This is a genomic window from Butyricimonas muris, assembly GCF_046365375.1.
In the GTDB taxonomy this organism is placed as follows: Bacteria; Bacteroidota; Bacteroidia; order Bacteroidales; family Marinifilaceae; genus Butyricimonas; species Butyricimonas muris.
In genome coordinates this window covers 480,502-503,396 of sequence record NZ_JBKEIT010000002.1, presented here as the reverse complement: position 1 = coordinate 503,396, position 22,895 = coordinate 480,502, and the positions used below count along the sequence as shown (strand labels likewise).

Genomic DNA, 22,895 nt, shown 5'->3' with positions numbered 1-22,895 from the left:
AGCGAACCTCTTTATTTTGCACGACAAAGATAAAAAAGCCATTGCATTATAGTATCTTTGCCGATAACAAAATCACGAAATACAAACTTATGGAACCACGATTCATCACCCTAACCCAAGAGAACATTCCCCAAGAACACATCTGTTGCGCCTTTTCCGACAAGAAATGCAAGGACAGCTACGAGCTGAAAAAAGAATGGCTGAAGAGAGAATTTGACAACGGGTACGTGTTCCGCCGACTCGATGAACGGGCGAAGGTTTTTATAGAATACTGCCCCGCGGAGAAAGCATGGCTCCCGGTAGATGCTCCCGGTTACCTGATGATCAACTGCCTTTGGGTTGCCGGGCAATACAAGGGCAAAGGATATGCCAAAGCGTTGCTGCAATCCGCCATTGACGACGCCACGGCACAAGGCAAAACGGGATTGGTGACCGTGGTCGGAACCAAGAAATTTCATTTCATGAGTGACGCGAAGTGGTTTTTACTACAAGGGTTCGAAACGGTCGAGAAAACCCCTTCGGGCTTCAGCCTTCTGGTGAAAAGACTGAAACCGGATGCGGCATTACCTAAATTCCACGCGAACGCAGTCAGTGGCGAATGTCCGGATAAAGAGGGACTGGTAGCCTATTACTCGAACCGTTGCCCTTTCACGGAATACCATATCCGAGAGTCTTTAACAGCAACAGCCCAAAGTAGAAACATTCCGTTGAAAATAATCAAACTGGAAACCATGGAGCAAGCCCAAGCCGCCCCGACTCCTGCCACGATTTTCAGTTTATTCTACAATGGCAAATTCGTCACGACGGATATCAGTGCCTGTATAGATAGCAGATTTGATAAATTATCACTACATTTGTAACGTGTAACATTGACAAAAGAATATTCATCCATTTATGAAACTCTGCATATAGCTACGCCCCGGGAATAGCACTTACCTAAAAAAAGCTATTCAGCATAAACGAACCATACCGGTTCGGTAGAGAGTTTTATTTTCAATTATTTACGAATTTCGAAATAAGATTTCGAGTTTATAAAACACCCGCAAGGTTCATTACTTTATGAACTTTACGAACCTTATAAACTTTTGACTCTACATATTTCGAACCATCGAATGAAGAGATGAATTATACTTATAAACAAATCTGGCTCATCAACTACCCGGTGATGATGAGCATATTAATGGAGCAATTAATTAATATCACCGACGCCCTTTTCCTCGGGCACGTGGGAGAAGTTGAACTGGGTGCGTCCGCCTTGGCGTGTGTTTATTACATGGCAATCTATATTCTGGGTTTCGGGTTCAGCCTCGGGTTGCAAGTCATGATCGCACGCAAGAACGGGGAACGGCAATATGAAAAGACAGGCAGGACATTCTTTCAAGGACTGTTTTTCCTCTGTGGATTGGCGGTGGCGTTAATCCTCGTTTCGTATTGGATAACCCCGCCCGTCATGCAATATTTTATCAGTTCACCCCAAATCTATCAAGCGGTCATAGATTACTTGAACTGGCGGTGCTTCGGGTTGCTTTTCTCCTTCCCGTTTTTGGCATTCCGTTCTTTTTATGTCGGGATTACCAAGACCAAGGTATTGACACTGGTAGCGCTCACGGCTGTCATTATCAACATTCCATGCAATTACCTGTTTATCTTCGGGCTTGATTTAGGCATAGCGGGAGCGGCAATGGCATCCTCGTTCGCGGAAGCGGGTTCATTGCTTATCATTCTTATCTACACGCTACGCGTGACGGATAAAGTGAAATACGGATTACAAATGGTGTATGACAGCAAGCTATTAAAAGCGGTACTGCGATTATCCGGATGGAGCATGATGCACTCGTTCGTCAGCACAGCCCCGTGGTTCCTGTTCTTTATCGCCATCGAGAGATTGGGTGAAGTGCAACTGGCGGTATCCAATATCACCAGAAGTGTTTCGACACTCTTTTTCGTGATTGTCAACTCGTTCGGCGCCACGACGGCTTCGCTCGTGAGTAACTTGATCGGCGAGGGGAAAGGGAATCAACTTTTTCCGCTCTGCCGCAAGATACTGAAACTGGGGTACGCCATCGGGTTGCCCTTGATTGTGCTTGCCCTGCTTTTCAGCCGGCAAATCATGGGATGCTACACCGACAACACGCGCTTGATTGAAATCGCATCCACCCCGTTTATCGTCATGTTGCTGAATTACCTGTTTGCCGTACCCGGGTTCGTCTACATCAGTGCCTTGACCGGCACGGGAGATACCCGGACTGCGTTCATCTTTCAAGTGACGACGATAATCGTTTACCTGATATACCTGTACGTGTTGAGCTATTGCTTCACGACACCGCTGGCGGTATACTTGACGGCTGAATACCTGTTTGTTGCCATGTTGGGAATACAATCCTACATCTACTTGAAAAGGAAACAAATATATTAGTCCGTAAGGTTCATAAAGTCCGTAAGGTCTATAAAGTCCATTAAACTCTGCTCTAAGAACTCCCGTGACCTTATGGACTTTACTGACCTTATGGACCTTATAGACCTTACGGACTTTTAACTATTTCTCCTTGTACACCCCGAAGCGATTCCCCTCGCTATCCGTGCACACGGCGAAATATCCCCCGCATTCCGCCTCTATTCTGGTCTTCGGGATAACGACATCGCCGCCTTTTTTCCGAACCCTCCGGATGGCTTCCTCTATATTGTTGCAACGGAAGTGTACAAGCACTCCTCCCGCCGACGGTTTAAATTCGGGAGCCCAAGCGACGGCGCCGACAGTTTGTCCGTCCTCGATAAAGCACGCCATTTTCTCGTGTTCGCATTCAAAAACGGCGAGTTGCAGGTCAAGCACGGTTTCATAGAAATCAACAGCCCGTTTGAAATCGACAGCCGGAATCTCGAAAAATGCAATTAAGTTTTTCATCTTGTTCTTTTTTATTGGTTACTACTATGCCTCTATAAAGACAAGGCAAAAATAAGAACACCGCCTCTCCCCGGATAGAAAAAAACGGACATCCTTACATATGGGAAAAATAATCGGAATAAGGTGCACAAATAGTCAAATATTCCGCCGGGGTATACCCGGAAAAGAGTTTAAACTCTTTGATCATGTGGGACTGATCCGAAAAACCGCAAGCGTACGCGACTTGAGCGAAGGGGGTAGCCCCGTCCTGTTGCAACATAAACAAAGCCCGCTGCATCCGCACGATACGTATAAACTCCTTGGGTGTCGTACCCATGTAATCCATAAACACCCGACGAAATTGTTTATCTCCCAGACAAGCGACATCCGCCAAACGAGGGATATCGACACTCGGGCAAACATTTATCTCGTGCAAGGCAGCAACAACACGTTTCAAGTTATATTCCGGGAACGTATACAGGCGGCGAATCAAAAACCGCTCGATCAACCGGATACACTCGTCCTGATCGGTCGTGTCCGTTACTCGCGTTGTCAATAACTTGAAATCCTTATCCTCCACGTCCTCCATAGCCACGCTCTGCCCGTGAAACAAGCGTACCGGGATATGGAGAAAGGCTTTGGCGGCATAAGGCTGGAATACAACCGTGAGCATCTCTATCCGCCCCGTCGAGAGGACATCCGAGAAGCCGAACGTGTGACCGCAAATCATCGCGCGAGGTTGTAATTTTCCTTCTTTCAATAAAAACAGGGATTCTCCTTTATGAAATACCAATTGCACACAACCGACAGGCAACACCCGTTCGGAAACAGGCAGTACCGCGTCCTCTTCCAAAATCCAATAATGCCTCACGTATCGAGCCAACCCCGGGGCGGGCTTTATCATTCTGAATGACTGCATACTACCGATATATTCTTTTAAACAACATAACAAAGATAATGTTTTACGCGTTTGCTATATTGTAAAAAAGGGACATTTTCAGTCCCTTGATGTAATTTCTGCCAATAAAAGCGTTCGATCCGATTTCTCCTTCACGTTCACGATAATCTTGACTTGTTCAAAAAAACGCATAATCTTCTCGTCAATACCGGAAACGTAAATCATTTTAATTCCGCGGTCAACTAACCAAGAAACAAAATTATTAAAGTTACGGATCTTCACCTCGCTGTTTTTGATAGAAACAACTTTATCTTCCTCCGTGGTAATAGTTGAAACTCTGATTTCCTTCCTGCGGGTATTCTCGTCAAGATGGCAAAGTTGATCGTTTTCAAAAAACAAAGCTGTCTTCATAACTTTATTTTTAAGGGGTTATACATGGGTTACTGACAAAAACCGCACCACGAAACCCGTGTTATGAAAACATTAAGAATTTATTGTAAACTTTTAAAGATACATGACAAGTCACGGGTATCCTTCGGATGTCGTTTATCGGCAGCCCAAGCTGCCGTGAGCAAAGCGCCCCGCAGGGGGCCATTGACCTTATAAACTTTATAGACCTTACAGACTTGACAGACTTAATTATTTTTCGCATATTTGTAAACACCAACACGATTAAAATACAGAACATTATGAGATTAGCCATGATTATTATTACCACTACCATCGTATGCCATTCATGTAAAGACAAGACACCTGACAAAACGCTCGCGAACGGGTATGCCACGCCTGATATGGCAGAGATTACTGCCAACAAAAACACGAAAGAAACGACAATCACCTTACAAGTCGATGGAGATTGGGCACTATTCGAGGCTTCTTCCATCGATGCGCTCGACACGCTACAAACCCCGATTGGCAATGGTAATTCCAGTAGTACAACAACCAACAGCATAACCATCCCCTCCCCGGAGAAAAAATATTACCGGCTCGTCACCCCGCGAGAAACATTCACCTTCTCCGAGAGGCAACTCCCTATGGCGGGCGGGTATAACTTTCGTGACTTGGGCGGATTCCCGACTCAAGACGGGCGGCACGTCAAATGGGGTAAACTGTTCCGTTCCGACGATTTGCACAAACTGACGGAAGCCGATTTACATTACCTGTCAAGCATTCCCGTCACCTCCGTCGTGGACTTCAGAGGACCGAAGGAAATCGCCAATGCCCCGGACAAACTACCCGGCTCAACCCGCCATGCCTACAAGCTATCCATTGAACCCGGCAACGTGCTCACCCTCGTGAATTTCTCCGATCTCGGTCCCGAACAACTCGACAGCCTCATGACTCAAATATACGTGCATCTGGTCACCGAGGAACCATTTATTGAACGGTACAGAACATTCTTCCAATTATTGCAAGACAGCACGCGAGTCCCCCTGCTCTTCCATTGTTCCGCCGGGAAAGACCGCACGGGTACGGCTGCCGCGCTCATCCTGTACGCCTTGGGGGTGGACGAGGCGATCATCATGGAAGATTATCTCGCCTCCAACCATTACCTCGGCGACAAATACGCCAAGGAACTGGAACAGAACCCCGGTCTTAAACCCGTGCTCACGGTGAAACGGGGATTCCTGCAAGCCGCGATCGACCGGATAAAACAAGATCACGGCAGCGTGGAGAACTTCCTCGTGAAGGTATTACATGTAGACATCCCCAAATTCAAAGCACGCTACCTGTATTAATATACGCTGATTTTGACTATATTTGCCGCCCGATAAAAAGATACGATGAAACACGAGCGGGCAAACAAACGGGTGAACTTCTATTCCGGTATTCGCTACCGGTACATACTCTTGTACATCCTTTTGCTGCTTGTCGGTTGCCGGACAAAAACGGCGGAAAAGGAAATCGTCATCATCTCCACCAACGACATTCACGGGCATATCGACCAATTCCCCAAGTTGGCGACATTCGTGGAACGCGTGAAAGCCGAACACCCGAACGTGATTCTCGTTGACGCGGGCGACCGTTTCACGGGCAATCCTTACGTGGACTACGCCGAGGAACGGGGCAAACCCATTATCACGCTCATGGACGCGTTGGGGTATGCGGTCGCCACACTGGGAAATCACGAGTGCGACTACGGGCAGGAAACTCTACGCCGAAGAATAAATGACGCCTCCTTCCCCATCATTTGCGCTAACATCAACTCCTCCCGTGCCGCATTGGACACGATAGCACCCTACCATTCCATGACGGTCGACGGGCTTGAACTATGCTTCATCGGGCTGACGCAAACCACGAACGGGCTTCCCGACGCCAATCCCGATCATTTCACCGGAATCACTTTCGACGACTACCGACAGACTGCTGCCCGGTACAAATACTTGAAACAAAACGGCGATGCCCTCGTCGCCATCACCCACTTGGGGGTAGACGCCGATTCCGTGCTCGCAATGTCCATGCCCGAACTGGACGTCATCATCGGCGGTCACACGCACACCTTGCTGGACACAGCCAAGTTCATAAACGACGTCATGATAGGACAGTCTGGAATCGCGCTGAAATATGCCGGAGTCACGATACTGAAATTCTCCGGCAAGAAGCTGATTCACCGTTCATACCGCTCCGTCAACATCGACACGATTACCCGTCCCGAGCCCCGAATCCTCGATCTGGTAAACCAATTTTACGACAGACCGGAATTTAAAAAGATAGTGGGGCATACATCCCGCCCGTTGTCCCAAGAGATGACAGGACACATCGTGACAACCGCCACGCGGGAAGCCACTCGCGGCGACTTCGCTTTCTACAATCTCGGGGGCATCCGCAAAACCCTTATCCCGCCGGGCGACATCACGCTGGAAACCTTACTCGAGATAGAACCTTTCGGCAACCATATCGTCATTCAGGAGATGACCGCCGAAGATATAAAACTCCTCCTGCTGAACCGCTTCAACGAACTTCGAAAATACCCGTTCACGGACTTACTCATGGCGGGAGGTACTTTTTCCATCACCCGCGACAGCACGGGCAAAGGCATCGACGTCCTCTTGAAAGACCATTCCGGCACCCCGCTCGCAAACGGAAAGCGTTACCGTGTCGCCTTGAATAATTACATCAACGCCGAGTACTCCTTCCCGGGCAAAGGCAAGGGGATACACTCGGGCATTTCCGTCATGGAAGCCCTGCTCGCCTACCTCAAGAAACACCCTTCTCTATAAACACCTCCCCGTTTCCCGGCGTAATACAACACTTATCCCCGCGTCGAGCTACCCGCAAGCCTCCCGCTACCCCCTGTACAAGGCAGGAATTACCCGAAATAGCCAAGATATCACGTGTGTTAAATTTACTTATTTACCACTAAAACGTGGGCGATGAGTGGGCGAACATCAGGCGAACATCGGGCGAAGCCTTTAGACAACCACCCAAAAGCTGCCCAACCCCCACCCATCGAGCCAGCTTATCCCTTGTCCCGGGGTTATAAATGTATAGCTATAACTTTTTTTTACCCCATCCCGCGCAAGTTTTTCCAACCGAGGTTGTCCAAACCCGTGACGAACAAGAGAAAAACTAACAGCATAAACCATGAAAAAAACCCGTATTATTATTTTAGGGATTATATCCATCCTCCTTATTCCCTTTATATCCGGCGCACAGGATCAGTTCACCGACTTTCTGAGAACAGAACTCCGCGCCCAAATGGACGAACTGAAGAAACAAGAGTTCCCCCCGTATTACATGAACTACCGGGTAGTGGACGAGCAATTTGCCCGCGTGATTACCTCCTTCGGGGTATTGACCGCGAAAGAGAGCAACCGGGAGCGTACGCTGGTGCCGCAAATCCGAATCGGGAATCCCGAATTTGATAATTTCAAGATCAAACAAATGGGTTCCCCCATCTCCCGTTTTCACGGACCGTCATACGCCGTACTCCCTATCGACGACACGAACGGGGACAACGCCACGCGGCAAGCCATCTGGAACGAGGTGAACAACCGTTACAAGTTTGCCATCGACGCCTACCAGACCGCGAGAGCCGAAACCACGATCAACGTGGCGGAAGAAGACAAGGCACCCTGTTTCTCGCAAGCACCCGCGGAAAAATACTACGAGGCACCGCTCCCCGCCAACCGGACAGCGGTAGACCTTGACGCGTGGGAAAAACGACTGAAGGAAATCTCTGCCGTGTTCAAGAAACATCCCAAAATACTACGGGGAGATGCCTCTTTCCGCTACACGGTGAAACGTATCTACGTGCTAGACTCGGAAGGAACGGAAGTCGTGCAGAACCTCACTTACGCCCGCATCATGGTACAAGGTGCCGCGAAAGCGGACGACGGCATGGAATTACCGCTCGTGCTTTCCTATTTTGCCCATTCGCCGGAATCCCTTCCCTCGAACGAACAAATCGTGAAAGACGCCAACCTCATGGCGGACAAACTGATCGCCTTACGGGACGCGCCGATTGTCGACCCGTACACGGGTCCCGCCATCCTGTCGGGGAGTGCCAGCGGGGTATTCTTCCACGAAATATTCGGTCACCGCATCGAGGGGCAACGCATGAAAAGCGATAAAGACGCCCAGACATTCAAGAAAATGATCGGGGAATACGTGTTGCCCCCTCACCTCCAAGTGTTTTCCGACCCGACACTCAAGAACTACGCCGACCAAGACATGAACGGCTACTACAAATATGACGACCAAGGCGTGAAAGCCGAGAGAGTGGATGTCGTGATCGACGGGAAACTAAACGATTTTCTGATGACAAGAACACCGCTCGACGCGCATCCCCGCAGCAACGGCCACGCCCGTGCCGACATCGGTTACGACCCCGTGTCCCGCCAGTCCAATCTCGTGGTGGAAAGTTCCGACCCGAAAACGGAAGAAGAACTGCGCCAACTATTAATCGCCGAGATCAAAAAACAAGGGAAAGACCGGGGATACTTCTTCAAAAGCGTGACGGGCGGCTTCACCATGACCAACCGTCGGGGAGCGAATGCCTTCAACGTAACGCCCCTCGAAGTGTACGAGGTGTATGCCGACGGTCGCCCCGACAAACTGGTGCGGGGAGTAGACCTCATCGGGACACCCCTCTCCATGTTCTCGAACATCATATACGCCGGTAAAGCACCCGAAATATTTACCGGGACGTGTGGCGCAGAATCGGGCGGCATACCGGTAACCGCCACCTCCCCGACCATTCTCGTACAGAAAGTAGAAATGCAGCGCAAAGCGAAAGCCTCCGACCTGCCCCCTATTCTGGAAAAACCATGAAAGTCTATAAGGTCTATAAGGTCCGTAAAGTCCATAACACTGGAGTCCTTCGGACTATATTTATCAGCAGCAACGCTACCGTAGGAGAAGCACCCCGCAAGGGTCAATGACCTTATGAACCTTACAGACCTTATAGACTTTATGAACTTTATAAACCTTATAAACTTTATGAACTTTAACCCTTGATGTCATGAAAAGATTTATCCTCTACATATTATTTCTCTTCCTCATCGGAAGCCTGTCACCCGTTTCCGCCCAGACGGCCAAAGACGACGTTATCATCCAAGCCATGCAGGACGAATTGCAGCGCAACATGGAGCAATTGAGCCTGTCCAAGGTGCAGAAGCCGTTCTTTATCTCGTACGCCACGGGAGTATCCCGCAACTTCGAGATCTCGGCTACCTTAGGTGCGGTTACACGCTCGACGGAAAAACCGGAACACATGGTCGGCTCGGTCAAACTACTACTGGGCGATTACAGGGAAAACAGTGACAGCCGCTACCTCGGCAGGCACACGAGGGTAATCCTGTCCATGGAACCGGATTACGACCTGCTTCGCCAAGATTACTGGCTCGCGACGGATAACGCCTACAAGAACGCCTCCCGCGAGTGGATCACGAAACGAAGTATGCAGAAAAGAAACGTCCAGTCCGGAGAAGAAACACAACTCCCCGATTTACAACAAATACAACCGCAAGAAAAAATCATCACCCCCCAAATCCCGTTTGTATTCAACCGGGAGCAATGGGAAGAAAACCTTCGGGAATTATCGGCAATCTTTGCCGACTACCCCGAATTGTACAATTCTTCCGTTCAACTGTCGGGCATGGACATGGAAGTCTACCTGACTACCTCCGAGGGAACGGTGGTAAAACAACCCGTGCGGGTGGTTACCCTTCGGGCTGAAGCCACAACCCGCACGGACGACGGGATGCAAATCAAGGACGCTTTCGGAATAACGGCACGCGTACCGAACGAATTGCCCGCGTTGGCGGAATTGAAAACCCGAATCGGGAATTTCGCAGAACAACTCGCGGCACTGAAAAAGGCGGAAACTATCGACCCGTATTACTGCGGTCCCGTGTTATTCGAAGGAAGTGCCGCCGCATCCATTTTGAGAGAGAATCTATTGAGTCAGGAAGGACTGTTCGCCTACCGGATGCCCCAAGATCCCAGAACAGCGTCCCAGAACAAGGTCAATTCCATAGCCCCCCGCATGGGACTAAAAATCATAGACAACCGCCTGACCGTTAAGAATTACAGCACGTTGAGCAAATACAACAACACCCCGTTACACGGAGCCTACGAGATAGATGCCGAAGGCGTGGTACCCCCTCAGGAAGTCACACTGGTTGAAAACGGGATACTGAAAAACCTGTTGAACGGCAGAGTTCCCACGCTCAACTGCGAGAACACTACCGGAAGTTCGCGTTACATCGCTTCCGACCGGGAAATCGCGTACAAAACGGCACCGGGAACCATACACGTGTCGGCAAAAAACGCCGTGAAACCGGAAACACTGAAAAAGAACCTGTTGAAAATAGCCAAGTCGGAAGGTCTGTCACACGCTTACATCGTGCGGAAAATAGCCGGAAACGCCACCCGTATCTACCGGGTGAATGTAAAAGACGGCAGCGAAACACTGGTACGCACGGGAGAAATCATGCCCATCACCTTGTCCCATTTAAGAAGATTAAACGCTATTTCCAACAAAGAAAATGTCAGCAACTATCTCTTGGACGGAGAAGTCATATCATCAATGATCTACCCGTCGGCACTGTTGCTGGAAGACATCGAGATCAAAAAGGCGGAAGTGAAAAAAGAAAGCGAGCCGGCACTCCGGTTCCCGTTGATATCGGGCGAAAGCGTAAAAACGCTTTGCCCTTGGAGTCAAAAGTCCATAAAGTCTATAAGGTCCATAAGGTCACAGGCGTCCTTCGGACAAGGTTTACCGGCAGCTACGCTGCCGTAGAAAAAGCGCCCCGCAGGGGTCCATGGACCTTATAGACTTTACGGACTTTATGGACCTTCGACTAAAAAGATTATCCACTTCAAATAATTCAACTAAATTTGCACCATATGCATACACCAATACCCTAATACACAAAACGATACAACAGACAGCTAAAAAGCCGCAAAGACAAAAGATATCGCATCCGGCGATATACCCGATTGACAGTTTTTGACCCAAAAGTTGTACATGTGTGAAACATTGAGAATAAAAGCAATCCTTGAAGGAGATCAACGAGCCTTCAAGGATCTGGTTGACGATTATAAAGTGATAATCGTCAACACCTGCTACGCTTTCGTTCACGACAAAGACGATGCCGAGGATCTGGCGCAGGAAGTTTTTATCCAAGCCTACGAATCCCTCGACAAATTCCGGGGAGAATGTAAACTCTCCACGTGGCTGTACCGCATTGCCGTGAATAAAGCGATCAATTACAAGAAATCCGTCCGGTACAGGATGAAAAGAATACGTCTTGAAGGGGACAACCCGATATCCATTCCCTCGAAAGACGAATTGGCACAGGAAAAAATAGAAAAAGAAGAAATCATATCACATCTCCACCAAGCGATCAACAACCTGCCCGAAAGGCAACGCACCGCTCTGGTTTTAAATAAATATGAAGAACGCCCGTACAAAGAGGTCGCCGAAATCATGGGTATTTCCCTCGCTTCCGTCGAATCCCTCCTGTTTAGGGCAAAAAGCTATTTGGAAAAATATTTCAGTAACTATAAAAACGATTTGACATGACAACGGGTAACAAGAACAAGCTATTTTACTGGTTCAACATCATCTTCCTCATGATAAACACCTCCCTTGTGGTCTTCTTGTGGTCGAACACGAGCCAAGAGCAACCGACCGAGAACACGAGCCAAGAACTGAACATGGAGTTTTTAAGAGAGGAACTCGAACTGACCGACGAGCAATACGAGCAACTCATGGAAATGGATCGCCAAGTGCTCAAAAGACACGAAACCGTTCTGAAATTACTGTGCCAGAACCGCTACCGTCTTCTGCACGAACTCGCGAAACCCGAGCCCTCCATGGAAGAACTGAACAACACGGCGAGGTCTGTCGGTTTCCTGCACCGGGCATTGAAGAAGCAAACCATCTATCATTTGCTGAACGTGAAGAAGATATGCACCCCGGAGCAATCCAAGAAACTGAACAAAATCTTTATCGACATTTTAGAGATCGACAAACACTGCCCGGAGTGTAAAACCAAATGCAGCAAAAGCGAGAAAAAAGAAAAATGCCGTCGTTGCACGAAAACTTATCCCTATGACAATCAAGCCGAAGACCGACTCCGACAGCAAGAAAAAGATTCTTTACTATAAAAAAACGGGCATCTAACGCAAGTTATCCCGTACCCCGTTGTCAAATACACAAATACCTAAATCTCAAGCGTCATGAAGTGGGAAAATATAATTCAAGAAGATAGAATCAAATCCGTGTCACCCGATTTCACGGAACAAGTGATGAGCCGCCTTGCCGGGTTACGCAAGTACGAGTTCCGATTCAGAAAACGTTACCTCGGGATGAGCATAGCGGCAGGCATCATTATGGGGATGATCATGCTCGGGCTGCAACACCACTTGGGGGAATCACGAGATCGCGACACGATGCTCAAAGAATGGATCGGTCAATACCATCTCGACGACATGAACCTTGAAAAAATGGACATCAATCTGTTTTAACGGAAACCTAATACCAACTTAACCTACAAATACAATTAACTATGAGTCTTTATCGTTTCATTTTTCTATGCTTGTGTATCTTCTTCACAAGCCAACTTCCTGTAACAGCGCAGGAAGCGGAAAAAAAGGTAATATTCGAGGGAACTATCCTCGATTCTAAAACCGGAGAAACCCTTCCGGTCGTGGTTATCCATATCAAAGAACTGAACATGTGGACGACTTCAAACCTCGAAGGCGCCTTCAGTTTCAAGAATATCAAACCGGGAACCTACACGGTTACCGCCTCGTGCCTCGGGTACAAGGATTACGAGATGAAAATGGTGCTCACGAAAGACGTGACCAATTACAAGCTCCGGCTAGAAGAAGTATCCCTCGCCATCTCGGAAGTGACGGTAACCGCCAAATCCGGCGGTAAACTGAACAGTTCCTACTCGATCAACAAAACGGCAATCGAGCACTTGCAAGCCACCAGTTTGACGGACATCATGCAATTGCTGCCGGGAGTATTGACCTTCAATCCCTCGCTGACAAAGATCAACCAGATCACCATCCGCGACTTGCCCCCTATCACCAACGGAACGGCTGTCCCGAACACGACCAACGCGCTGGGTACCGCCATTATCATCGACGGGGCACAACTAACCAACGACGTCAACATGCAAACCCGCTCATCGGACAACAACGCATTCTCCACGAGCAGCGAAGGGGGTATCGATACCCGCCAGATCCCGATCAACAATGTCGAATCGATAGAAGTCATCAGCGGTGTAGCCTCCGCCGAATACGGCGATTTGACTTCCGGAGCCGTTATCGTGAGGACGAAAGCGGGACGGGCACCCCTTGAAGTCGGTTTCAAAACCGACCCGAACATCAAGCAAGTGAGCGCCACGAAAGGATTCGCCCTCGGCGGCAACAAAGGATTTTTCAACGCTAACATGGACTATTCCTACTCCAACAAAGACAACCGTTCCCCCTCCACCACGTTCAACCGGATCACGCTGGGGTTAGGCTATTCCAACACGTTCAACAAAGAACGGACACCCCTCAGCTTCAACGCCAAATTCAACGGTCACATGACTCTCGACAAGCAAAAAGAAGATCCCGACATGAAACAGGAAAGGCTGTACAAGGCGGAAGACAAACAAGCTAGCCTCAACCTGTACGGGAACTGGATGTTGAACAAATCATGGATCACGAACTTGAAATACACGGTAGCCGGATCATACGGGAAACAATACAACTACGAGAAAAAATGGAATTCAGGAAGCATGCAACCCACGACATCCGCCACCGAATCGGGACCCAACGTGGGGACATTCCTGCCTGCACAATACTTCAGCACCTTCTGGGTGGAAGGAAAACCCTACACGGCACAGGCGAAATTGGTTGCCAACCTGTCCGGTAAATACGGTGCCGTCTACAACAGTGCCCTCGTCGGAGCCGAATGGAGAGTAAAGGGAAACAACGGTGACGGCAAACAATACGGGCAATATCAACCCGCATCCGGACTGCGCCCCCGTTCATTTAAAGACATTCCCGCCATCCACGAGTATTCGTTCTTCGCGGAGAACAAGCTGACCATTCCCTTGAGCAAACAACAATCTTTCGAACTCTCCACCGGGGTCCGCCTGTCGAACATCAGCACGGACGCCGCGGATTACGACGTGATGGTCGATCCCCGTTTCAACGGACGACTGGTACTCTACGACCAGAAATGGAAAAAGAGCGGTTTGCAGCACCTCAGCATCCGAGGCGGCTGGGGTATCCAACACAAGATGCCGACCATGTACTACCTCTACCCCGACCCGAGATACACCGACAGAATCGCGTTCCAATACATAAACGGCGATACGACACTGGCAGTGTATCACACGCAGGTCACCCCGACCGATAACCCCGATCTGAAAACCCCGATCAGCCGGAACACGGAATTTGGCGTGGATGTCAACCTTTTCGGCATCAGGGCAAGCATGGTATACTACCGCGAGAACTTGAAAGACGCTTTCAGCACCAGCAAACAAGTGATCCCGTTCCACTGGACACGCTTCAAGAATCTCGACATCGTAACCAAACCGGAATACATCAACGGTGAAATCGTCTATGACGGCGGAAAAACCGTCGAGTCCTATCAAGACTCTATATTCATTTCCTACGACAGTCCCAGCAACGGAAACCGCATCAAGAAATGGGGAATCGAGTACACGCTTGACTTCGGTATGATTCCCGCCATCCGTACCTCGCTGATTGCCAACGGAGCCTACCGCTACGAAAAAAGAACAGACCAGAGTCCGCTGATGCGCGATAAATCCACCACCTACTACGACTACGCCGGAATCTACGCGGGCACGGACAACGGGGTGGATAACGGAAGGATAGCACAACGCTTCAATACCAATTTGCAGATTATCACGCACATACCCAAGTTACGTTTCATCGTGAGCCTCACCATGCAATGCGTGTGGGTAGACAACAGTAAACGTACCTTCAGTTACAACGGGAAAAACATGATTTACATGAAAGACGAAGCCGGCAACATCGTCCCCGGTAACCCGAACAAGGATTCACAACATTACAAGTACATCAACCCAACCCATTACATGGATTTGGCGGGTAATATCCGCGAGTTCACGGACGAACACGCCAAGATGCCCGAATTTCAGAACCTAATCCTCAGCTCCAAGCCGAAATACTTGTTGCAGGATAACTTAGACCCCTATTTCATGATGAATTTGCACTTGACGAAAGAAATCGGGAAACACACCACGTTCTCGTTCTACGTGAACAACTTGACGAACTCATCCCCGAAACGTTATTACCGTTCCACGGGACAATACCAGAGAATGAACTCCGACATCAGCTTCGGCGCAGAACTCAAGTTAAAATTCTAAACTCCGAATACCATGAAAAAATACATATACTCCCTTCTGGCACTGTTCTTCATGACAGGCTGCCTTAAAGACGAAAAGATACACACGAGTCTACAACTTAGTCTGGACTTCCCGGAAGAATTTGCCGACATGGACAGGACTCCTATCGTGGTGACTTTACGAAACACGTCGAACGGCGTGCAATACAAGAGCAATTGCGACGCGAACGGTATCGCCTCGTTTAGCGCGGAATACGGTTTCTATGAAGCGAGTTTCCAACACAAACACATTGATAATGAAAGTGGAGTCATCCACATTTTTAACGGGCGTTTCGAGAATATCGTTCTTTCACAAGAAATGGAATCCCAAAACGCCACTCCTTACCCGATGGAGATCATCGCGGCCACTTCGGCTCAATTGATTATCAAAGAATTTTATCACTACGGATGCATCGGCAACGACGGGAAGAATTACACGTATGACACGTACCTGTGCATCTACAACAATTCGAACCAAGTGGCTTACCTCGACAGCATCTGTATCGGAATGGTTACCCCGATGGTAAGCAACTCCCCGAGCAGATTCATGGTAAACGGCAGCCTGCCCGATTTCTTACCCTTAGACCAAATGGCTTGGCAATTCCCCGGAACCGGCAAGGATTATCCCCTGCAACCCGGCGAAGAATGTGTCGTCGCTTACTCGGCAATCAATCATAAAGCCCTTCATCCCAATTCCATCGACCTGTCGAAAGCCGACTACGCCTTCTGGACAGAAGAATTTGACATGAGTTCCAGCCAAGTACAAAAACCCGCCATCGGGGTAAAACACATGGAGTGCATTTGGAGAACAAAGAATACGACTAAAGCATTCCCAATCGCCAATACCGCCAAAGCCATGATATTGTTCCGCATAGAAGGACAAAGTGCCGCGGCATACGTGGCAAATCCTGATAATATCACGAAAGCCCCGGATCAACCGACCGGATTGGACTATCTGAAAGTGCCGCAAGAATGGGTACTTGACGGCATCGAATGCGTTACCAGCGCGGAAAGAAACAACAAACGCATACCGACCAGCGTGGACGCCGGCTTCTTCTTTATCGAAGGCGGGGCTGCCGGATGCGGATTGGCTGCCATCCGGAAAGTGGAAGAAATCGCGGACGGAAGAATAGTCTATCAAGACACCAACAATTCTTCCTTGGATTTGGAATCCGGAACACCGACATGGAAAAACAGATAAGGTCATAACCCTAAAACGCAAGCATTATGAAATTCAATAAAATATATACCTTAGGTTTAAGCCTTCTCTTAGGCAGCACACTATCGCTCTCTGCCCAGAAAGAGGATAAAAACATCTACAACATGGAGCGTTTGAAAGCTGACAATCCATGGATTAGCTCGTACAATGCCGCCGGATTGACATTCAACCGATTCTCAGACTTCTCGTTAGCCGAAATCGGTTTCCAATACGACAAAGGGGATTTCAGAAACGTGATAGACCCGACGTCAGCCTTCGGCACGAAAATATTGGCAGAATCTTACCGGAAAATCGACAAAGTCTACTTTTACGGGAAATTCGCTTTCGATTATATTCATCGGCAAAACAAATCGTGGTCGAGCGTACTCGATCCCTACGCGACCCCGTTCTTTCTTGCCGACTCCGTACCGGGACGCCAGACTCTCGAATCTTATATTCTGGACGCGGGAGTGGGAACCACGTTTGGCGAACATTGGGCTGTAGGCGGATACGTTCATTATCAAGTAGCTTCCAACTCCAAGAAAAAAGACGTGCGCAACACCAACACGTACATGGAATTTGAAATCTATCCCGGTGTCATGTATAAATCGAAATATTTCAACTTGGGAGCCAACTTCCTCTACCAACGCTCGACAGAGAAAGTGACAAACAAACTTTTCGGGGAAGGAATCAATCACGAAGTATTCTACTTCGAAGGCATGTGGTTCTACACCTCTGTCACCACGACAAACAACTACTCGGAAGACCGTAACTACACGACCAACATTTACGGGGGCGCAGCCCAAGTCGAACTGGCAACCGGGAAAGTGAGATTCTTGAACCAATTCACGGGGAAGAAAGCCGACCAAACCATCTGGATCAATCATGTACAGGGGCAAAGAGGCGGACAAATGGAAAGAACCACTTACTCGTACAACGGACACCTCGATATTGACGGGGATAAATTCCACCACGTGATCAAAGGAGAAGCCCATTTCAACGAAACGCAAGGCTTTGAAAATATGCAGAAATCCGAAATCGTGGACGGGTACACCACTTGGACCCAATACGGGAAGAAAAACAAAAACACGCAAGACGCCACCACTTACGACGTGAGCTACACGCTCTACCGGGATCGGGCGATGCTCGATAACTCGTGGAACGCCAGCGCGGGAGTAAAAGGTTTCAACGTGGAAAACACATACCGCCTTTACCCCGTGGAATATTCCCAGAAATGGGAAAACACGGAAGTGTACGCCGCCTTCAACAAGAACTTCCAATTCAAGAAAGGGATGTTCGACTGCGGTATCGGACTTGCCTACACGGCGGGCGACGGCACGATGCTGAAAGTAAAGAGCGTGTCGGACGAAATCACGGGAGAAGACCTTTACAAACAGCGCACCGACCTGCTGCAACGTGAATTTGATTACATCACGGCAGACAAATTCACGGGCCAACTGAAAGCCCGCTATACCTACTTCCTGAACAAAGAAAAAGGCATGAACCTCTACGCGGACGCCCATGCCACGTGGAAGAGGGCTTTAAGCGGCAGTTTCAAAGACGACGACCGGACAGCGGTCAAAATAATGTTGGGATTTTCATTCTAATAATATAAAACTAAAGAAAAGTCATGAGCAAAATTAAAAAGAATTTATGGAGGCATGTATTACAAATAGGTGTGATTGCCCTCATTGTCGGATTTATCGTGAAAGTATTTTTCGGGGGGAAGCCGGCGGATGTTGAAGCCTACTGCCCGCTAGGCGGACTGGAATCTCTCGCCACCTTCCTGAATTCAAGCACTCTCGCCTGTAGTATGTCTATCGTGCAAATCATGATAGGTATCGTATTGGCTGTCGGAGTCATTCTATTCAGCAAACTGTTTTGCGGGTACGTGTGTCCCCTCGGCACCATCACGGAATGGCTGGGCGTACTGCGCAAGAAAATGAAGATTAAATACGAGATACCCATGGGTTCGGTAGCGGACAAAGTACTGCGGGTATTCAAGTATATCATCCTCTTCTGGATATTCTACATGACTATCACCACAAGCGAACTCTTCTGCAAGAACTTCGACCCCTACTATGCCATGGCAACCGGATTCAGGGGAGAAATCACGGCTTGGATGACCGTTATCTCCATGCTCCTGCTCTTCCTCGGCAGCCTGTTTATCAATATGTTCTGGTGTAAATACATTTGCCCGCTGGGAGCGTTGAGCAATATTTTCAAATTTACCCTCACCTTCGCCGTGTTGGTCGTACTTTCCCTTATTGCCGGGGCTATCGGGTTATCCATGCCGTGGGTATGGTTGCTGGGAGTTGCCTGCGTGATATGCTACATCTACGAGATCGTGTACTACGAGAGCAAGGTATTCCCCTTGTTGCGCATCACGAAAGACGAAACGACGTGTACCAATTGCGGCGCTTGCAGCCGGAAATGCCCGCAACAAATTGACGTGAAGAACATGAAAGTGGTCAAACACGTGGATTGCACCCTGTGCGGGGAATGTATCGCTTCCTGCCCGGAGAAATCACTGAATATCAATCGCCGTTCCGGCTTGCGTTGGGTTCCGGCAATTCTGGTTGTCGTCTTGTTCTTCCTCGCCTTGTGGATGTCCCAACATTGGGAATTACCGACCATCGACGAGCGTTGGGGAGATGAAGCAAAAATCGAACGCCTCGAATCCTTCGAACGGGACGGAATGCGCACGGTGAAATGTTTCGGAAGTTCGAAAGCATTCGCGAACAAAATGCGCACCGTGCCGGGAGTTTACGGGGTAACCACATACGTGAACCGCTTCGCCGTCGTGATTCATTACGACCCGACCGAAACCACGAAAGAGAAAGTCGAGGAAAGCATGTTCACCCCGACAAAACGCAAACTGAACACGCCCCCGGCAAACGTGCAGCAATTGAAAGTTGTCACCATGGAAGTGGATAAACTTTTCGACCGGATGGATATAACTTTCTTGGGCAACATCATCAAAGAAAAAGAAGGATTCTACGGTATCGTATCCGAATACGGCTGTCCGGTGAAAGTGATATTGTACATGGACGTGAACAAACCCGTTGATAAAAAAGAACTGCAAGGAATCGTGGAAACCCGCAAATTCGAAATGCCGGTTCACGGGGGCGGGGTCAAAGAAATCACTTGTAACTACGAGTTGACTAGCGTATCCGATCAAGTAGACACGATAGGACGCCAAGAATTTTTGGATTACATGTTCCCAAAAACATCTTCCGCATTCAAAGGCAACAAGGATAAATATGACGCGAACGTAGCCACCGCCGTTTACGAAATGGACTACCCCGGCATCGACAAACCGTTGATTCAACGGCAACTCCCTTACTTGGGCAGCTTCCTTTCCAACAACCCCGGTATCCTTGCTTACGAAACAGCACTCCGCGGCGATATGTCCGTCATCCGGATTACCTACGTGAAAGATGTCCTTGACGACGAAAAGATATGGGAATATCTCCAATCTCCCCAATGGACAATTCACTTTAAAGACGGCACCGTGAAAGATATGGATCCTACCCTCAGTTTCAAACAACAGGGAAAGACCGTAGAATGATTCTGTGATTGTCGATTAAATAGAGGTGTGTCAAAACACACCTCTAGTCCATAAAGTTCATAAAGTCGAGCCTCCGGCTCTTAAAGTTTATAAAGTCCGTGATTAATAACGTGATGGTATCCAATATGTATTCATGGATTACTTGTACATTTGACCTTACGACCTTATGGACTTTCAGACTTTATGGACGAGAGGGTGTGTCAAAACACACCTCCTATTACATTTTTCTCAAACCATTAAAATTATCACCATGTCACCAATACGTCAGATTAAAAGTCTGTTACTCGTCTTATGCCTTGCCTTCCCCACTCTTTCGTTCGCGGACGAGGGGATGTGGCTCGTGCAACTCATGGCACAGACCAACTACAAGGCAATGAAATCCCACGGGCTGAAACTGAAAGCCTCGCAGATATACAACGAGGAACAACCCTCGATAAAAGACGCCATCGTCGCCATCGACTACGGCACCTGCACGGGAAGCATGATCTCCCGACAGGGACTGATGATTACCAATCATCATTGCGCCTACAACGATATTCAAAAACTAAGTTCCCTCGAACACGATTACCTGCGGAACGGTTTTTGGGCAAAGAGCCAATCGGAAGAAATCCCCCTGCCCGGCAAAGTGGTTTTATTCCTCGACCGGGTGATTGACGTCACTGACGAGTACCGGGAAGAACTGAAAAAACACGCGCCGGAAAGAGAATACCCCATCTATTCCATGCGAAAAGTAAACTTCATGCTTGAGAAACGTTATGCCAAAGAAGGCTACGAGGTATCCTGCAATGCGATCATGAAAGGCGATAAATATTACCTCTACTTCTACCGCATATTCAAAGATGTACGTCTGGTATTCGCTCCCCCCACGTGCTTCGGGGCTTTCGGGAAAGACACGGACAACTGGACATGGCCCCAGCACAAGGGTGATTTCACCATGTACCGCGTGTACGGGGACAAAGACGGCAACCCGGCAGAGTATTCCCCGGCAAACACCCCCATCACCCCCCGTTATGTACTGCCCGTATCCATGAAAGGAGTGAAAGAAGGGGATTACGCCATGATCATGGGATACCCGTACACCACCTCCCGCTACACGCCCTCGTGGGGAGTTAGCGAAAAAATCGGACGTTCCAATCCCGCCATGATTAAGGTAAGAACCAAAAAACTCGACATCCTTAACGAGGCGATGAACGCCGATCCGGAAGTCAATATCAAGTACGCCTACAAAGCATTCTCCATCAGCAACCCGTGGAAATTCACCATCGGGGAAAGCGAATATGTGAAACGCTACCAAGTGGCAGCCTTGAAAGCGGAAGAGGAACAACGCCTTGACCGCTGGATAAAAGCCGATCCCGACCGTCTGGCACGCTACGGCAACCTGCTGGAAGAACTGAAAAACACGTACGACATCACCGCCCCCTACATCTCGTCGGACGTCTACTACAAGGAAGCCATTGTCAACGGTGCCGACATCATGCGTCTTGCTATGCGGGTACGGGGGTTGGAGTCTTCCATGCTCCGGGAGAAGGTCACCACACTCGACCCGAAAAGCACACAATGCGACGGTTTCCGGGATTACTGCGAGAAATACTTCAAAGACTACGACGAGGCGACGGACAAAAAAGTATTTGCCGCCCTCTTCCCGCTCTACGTGAAGAACGTGAACCCGGAACATTTACCCGCGGAAGTCACGAACCTCGTGCGGGAATACAACGGCGACTACACCCGGCTGACGGATTCACTTTACGCCCGCTCTTTCTTGGCAAACCAAGAGCGCCTGTACGCGGCATTGGAGAACTTCAATCTCGAACTGTTGGCAAACGATCCGGTATACTCGCTCTCCCGAATCACGCGGGAAACGAATCAAAATCTACGGGACGGCATCCGGGACAACGAGAAAAAAAATGCTTACTTACGCACACTCTACACGAGAGCCCTGCTCGAAATGAACCGGGATAAAACTCTTCCCCCGGATGCCAACTCGACCATGCGTATCACGTACGGCAACATCGGCGGCTATTCTCCAAAAGACGGAGTCACCTATTCTTACCGTGCCTCTATCGACGGCTACAATGAAAAATACGTGAAAGACGATCCGGAATTTGACCTGACACCCGAAGCCTTGGCAGCCATCCGCACGGGGAATTGGGGACGTTACGCCGATAAAGACGGCAAACTATACACGAGTTTCGCCTGCAACTTGGACATCACGGGAGGCAACTCCGGCAGCCCCGTCCTGAACGCGAAAGGCGAAATCATCGGTCTTGCCTACGACGGCAATTGGGAATCCATGGCAGGCGACCTGTATTTTCATCCCGACTACAATAAAAGTATCTGCGTGGATATCCGCTTCGTTCTCTGGATTTTAGACAATTATGCCGGGGCAACAAATATACTGAAAGAAATTTCCATTGTTGAATAATAAAAAATTACTATATTTGTATTTGTCAAGGAGTGAGTAAT

General features: G+C 48.8%; 17 protein-coding genes. 14 read left to right on the top strand and 3 right to left on the bottom strand.

The window, feature by feature from the left end; genetic code table 11:
- Positions 1–89 precede the first annotated feature (89 nt).
- Both ACK8P8_RS05030 and ACK8P8_RS05025 read left to right on the top strand, forming a co-directional pair.
- Complete coding sequence (locus tag ACK8P8_RS05030; protein ID WP_410025583.1) at positions 90–860, top strand: GNAT family N-acetyltransferase; 771 nt, start codon at positions 90–92, stop codon at positions 858–860.
- Between the two features lie 260 nt (positions 861–1,120).
- Positions 1,121–2,416, top strand: coding sequence for an MATE family efflux transporter (locus tag ACK8P8_RS05025; protein ID WP_410025582.1), 1,296 nt, complete (start codon positions 1,121–1,123; stop codon positions 2,414–2,416).
- 120 nt (positions 2,417–2,536) lie between these two features.
- Here ACK8P8_RS05025 and ACK8P8_RS05020 read toward each other — a convergent pair whose 3' ends face one another.
- The 3 genes from ACK8P8_RS05020 to ACK8P8_RS05010 all read right to left on the bottom strand — a co-directional run bounded on the left by ACK8P8_RS05020 (position 2,537) and on the right by ACK8P8_RS05010 (position 4,190).
- Positions 2,537–2,902, bottom strand: coding sequence for a VOC family protein (locus tag ACK8P8_RS05020; RefSeq protein ID WP_099290464.1), 366 nt, complete (start codon positions 2,900–2,902; stop codon positions 2,537–2,539).
- A gap of 94 nt (positions 2,903–2,996) precedes the next feature.
- The gene (locus ACK8P8_RS05015) at positions 2,997–3,800 is read right to left on the bottom strand and encodes an AraC family transcriptional regulator (protein WP_410025581.1); all 804 of its coding nucleotides are present in this window, start codon (positions 3,798–3,800) and stop codon (positions 2,997–2,999) included.
- Positions 3,801–3,878: 78 nt separating this feature from the next.
- The gene (locus tag ACK8P8_RS05010; protein ID WP_186978626.1) at positions 3,879–4,190 is read right to left on the bottom strand and encodes a hypothetical protein; all 312 of its coding nucleotides are present in this window, start codon (positions 4,188–4,190) and stop codon (positions 3,879–3,881) included.
- A 278-nt stretch (positions 4,191–4,468) separates the two neighbouring features.
- On the opposite strand from ACK8P8_RS05010, the gene ACK8P8_RS05005 reads away from it, so the two are divergent.
- The 12 genes from ACK8P8_RS05005 (at position 4,469) to ACK8P8_RS04950 (ending at position 22,854) form a co-directional block, all read left to right on the top strand.
- Entirely contained in the window at positions 4,469–5,518 is a 1,050-nt protein-coding gene (locus ACK8P8_RS05005; protein WP_369859241.1) for a tyrosine-protein phosphatase, read from the top strand.
- Positions 5,519–5,563: 45 nt separating this feature from the next.
- Positions 5,564–7,000 (top strand): bifunctional metallophosphatase/5'-nucleotidase, encoded by a 1,437-nt coding sequence (locus ACK8P8_RS05000; protein WP_410025578.1) that lies wholly within the window; start codon positions 5,564–5,566, stop codon positions 6,998–7,000.
- A 364-nt stretch (positions 7,001–7,364) separates the two neighbouring features.
- Positions 7,365–9,053, top strand: a complete 1,689-nt coding sequence (locus ACK8P8_RS04995) for a TldD/PmbA family protein (RefSeq protein WP_369859243.1) — start codon at positions 7,365–7,367, stop codon at positions 9,051–9,053.
- Positions 9,054–9,243: 190 nt separating this feature from the next.
- Positions 9,244–11,025 carry a metallopeptidase TldD-related protein gene (locus tag ACK8P8_RS04990; RefSeq protein ID WP_369859244.1) on the top strand — a complete coding sequence of 594 codons (1,782 nt, stop codon included), beginning with the start codon at positions 9,244–9,246 and terminating at the stop codon, positions 11,023–11,025.
- 228 nt (positions 11,026–11,253) lie between these two features.
- A complete protein-coding gene (locus ACK8P8_RS04985; protein ID WP_369859245.1) occupies positions 11,254–11,811 on the top strand; it encodes an RNA polymerase sigma factor in 558 nt (185 codons plus the stop codon).
- Positions 11,808–12,398: a Spy/CpxP family protein refolding chaperone gene (locus tag ACK8P8_RS04980; protein WP_227217361.1), complete on the top strand. Its 591-nt coding sequence runs from the start codon at positions 11,808–11,810 to the stop codon at positions 12,396–12,398. Before ACK8P8_RS04985 ends, ACK8P8_RS04980 begins: the two co-directional genes overlap by 4 nt.
- 72 nt (positions 12,399–12,470) lie before the next feature.
- Positions 12,471–12,758, top strand: a complete 288-nt coding sequence (locus ACK8P8_RS04975) for a hypothetical protein (protein ID WP_099290472.1) — start codon at positions 12,471–12,473, stop codon at positions 12,756–12,758.
- Between the two features lie 41 nt (positions 12,759–12,799).
- Entirely contained in the window at positions 12,800–15,646 is a 2,847-nt protein-coding gene (locus ACK8P8_RS04970) for a TonB-dependent receptor (protein WP_303180351.1), read from the top strand.
- Between the two features lie 12 nt (positions 15,647–15,658).
- Positions 15,659–16,864 (top strand): DUF4876 domain-containing protein, encoded by a 1,206-nt coding sequence (locus ACK8P8_RS04965; protein ID WP_303180353.1) that lies wholly within the window; start codon positions 15,659–15,661, stop codon positions 16,862–16,864.
- A gap of 26 nt (positions 16,865–16,890) precedes the next feature.
- The gene (locus ACK8P8_RS04960; protein WP_292270871.1) at positions 16,891–18,468 is read left to right on the top strand and encodes a DUF6850 family outer membrane beta-barrel protein; all 1,578 of its coding nucleotides are present in this window, start codon (positions 16,891–16,893) and stop codon (positions 18,466–18,468) included.
- A 23-nt stretch (positions 18,469–18,491) separates the two neighbouring features.
- On the top strand, positions 18,492–20,432 hold the full coding sequence (locus tag ACK8P8_RS04955) for a 4Fe-4S binding protein (RefSeq protein WP_099290476.1): 1,941 nt from the start codon (positions 18,492–18,494) through the stop codon (positions 20,430–20,432).
- 250 nt (positions 20,433–20,682) lie between these two features.
- Positions 20,683–22,854, top strand: coding sequence for a S46 family peptidase (locus ACK8P8_RS04950; RefSeq protein WP_369859246.1), 2,172 nt, complete (start codon positions 20,683–20,685; stop codon positions 22,852–22,854).
- The last annotated feature ends 41 nt before the right edge of the window (positions 22,855–22,895 follow it).

Coding starts and splice junctions, on each gene's coding strand:
- ACK8P8_RS04975 (WP_099290472.1), top strand. CDS start 12,471: ATGAAGTGGGAAAATATAATTCAAGAAGATAGAATCAAATCCGTGTCA.
- ACK8P8_RS05010 (WP_186978626.1), bottom strand. CDS start 4,190: ATGAAGACAGCTTTGTTTTTTGAAAACGATCAACTTTGCCATCTTGAC.
- ACK8P8_RS04955 (WP_099290476.1), top strand. CDS start 18,492: ATGAGCAAAATTAAAAAGAATTTATGGAGGCATGTATTACAAATAGGT.
- ACK8P8_RS05000 (WP_410025578.1), top strand. CDS start 5,564: ATGAAACACGAGCGGGCAAACAAACGGGTGAACTTCTATTCCGGTATT.
- ACK8P8_RS04995 (WP_369859243.1), top strand. CDS start 7,365: ATGAAAAAAACCCGTATTATTATTTTAGGGATTATATCCATCCTCCTT.
- ACK8P8_RS05025 (WP_410025582.1), top strand. CDS start 1,121: ATGAATTATACTTATAAACAAATCTGGCTCATCAACTACCCGGTGATG.
- ACK8P8_RS04965 (WP_303180353.1), top strand. CDS start 15,659: ATGAAAAAATACATATACTCCCTTCTGGCACTGTTCTTCATGACAGGC.
- ACK8P8_RS05015 (WP_410025581.1), bottom strand. CDS start 3,800: ATGCAGTCATTCAGAATGATAAAGCCCGCCCCGGGGTTGGCTCGATAC.
- ACK8P8_RS05020 (WP_099290464.1), bottom strand. CDS start 2,902: ATGAAAAACTTAATTGCATTTTTCGAGATTCCGGCTGTCGATTTCAAA.
- ACK8P8_RS04985 (WP_369859245.1), top strand. CDS start 11,254: ATGTGTGAAACATTGAGAATAAAAGCAATCCTTGAAGGAGATCAACGA.
- ACK8P8_RS04960 (WP_292270871.1), top strand. CDS start 16,891: ATGAAATTCAATAAAATATATACCTTAGGTTTAAGCCTTCTCTTAGGC.
- ACK8P8_RS05005 (WP_369859241.1), top strand. CDS start 4,469: ATGAGATTAGCCATGATTATTATTACCACTACCATCGTATGCCATTCA.
- ACK8P8_RS04990 (WP_369859244.1), top strand. CDS start 9,244: ATGAAAAGATTTATCCTCTACATATTATTTCTCTTCCTCATCGGAAGC.
- ACK8P8_RS05030 (WP_410025583.1), top strand. CDS start 90: ATGGAACCACGATTCATCACCCTAACCCAAGAGAACATTCCCCAAGAA.
- ACK8P8_RS04970 (WP_303180351.1), top strand. CDS start 12,800: ATGAGTCTTTATCGTTTCATTTTTCTATGCTTGTGTATCTTCTTCACA.
- ACK8P8_RS04950 (WP_369859246.1), top strand. CDS start 20,683: ATGTCACCAATACGTCAGATTAAAAGTCTGTTACTCGTCTTATGCCTT.
- ACK8P8_RS04980 (WP_227217361.1), top strand. CDS start 11,808: ATGACAACGGGTAACAAGAACAAGCTATTTTACTGGTTCAACATCATC.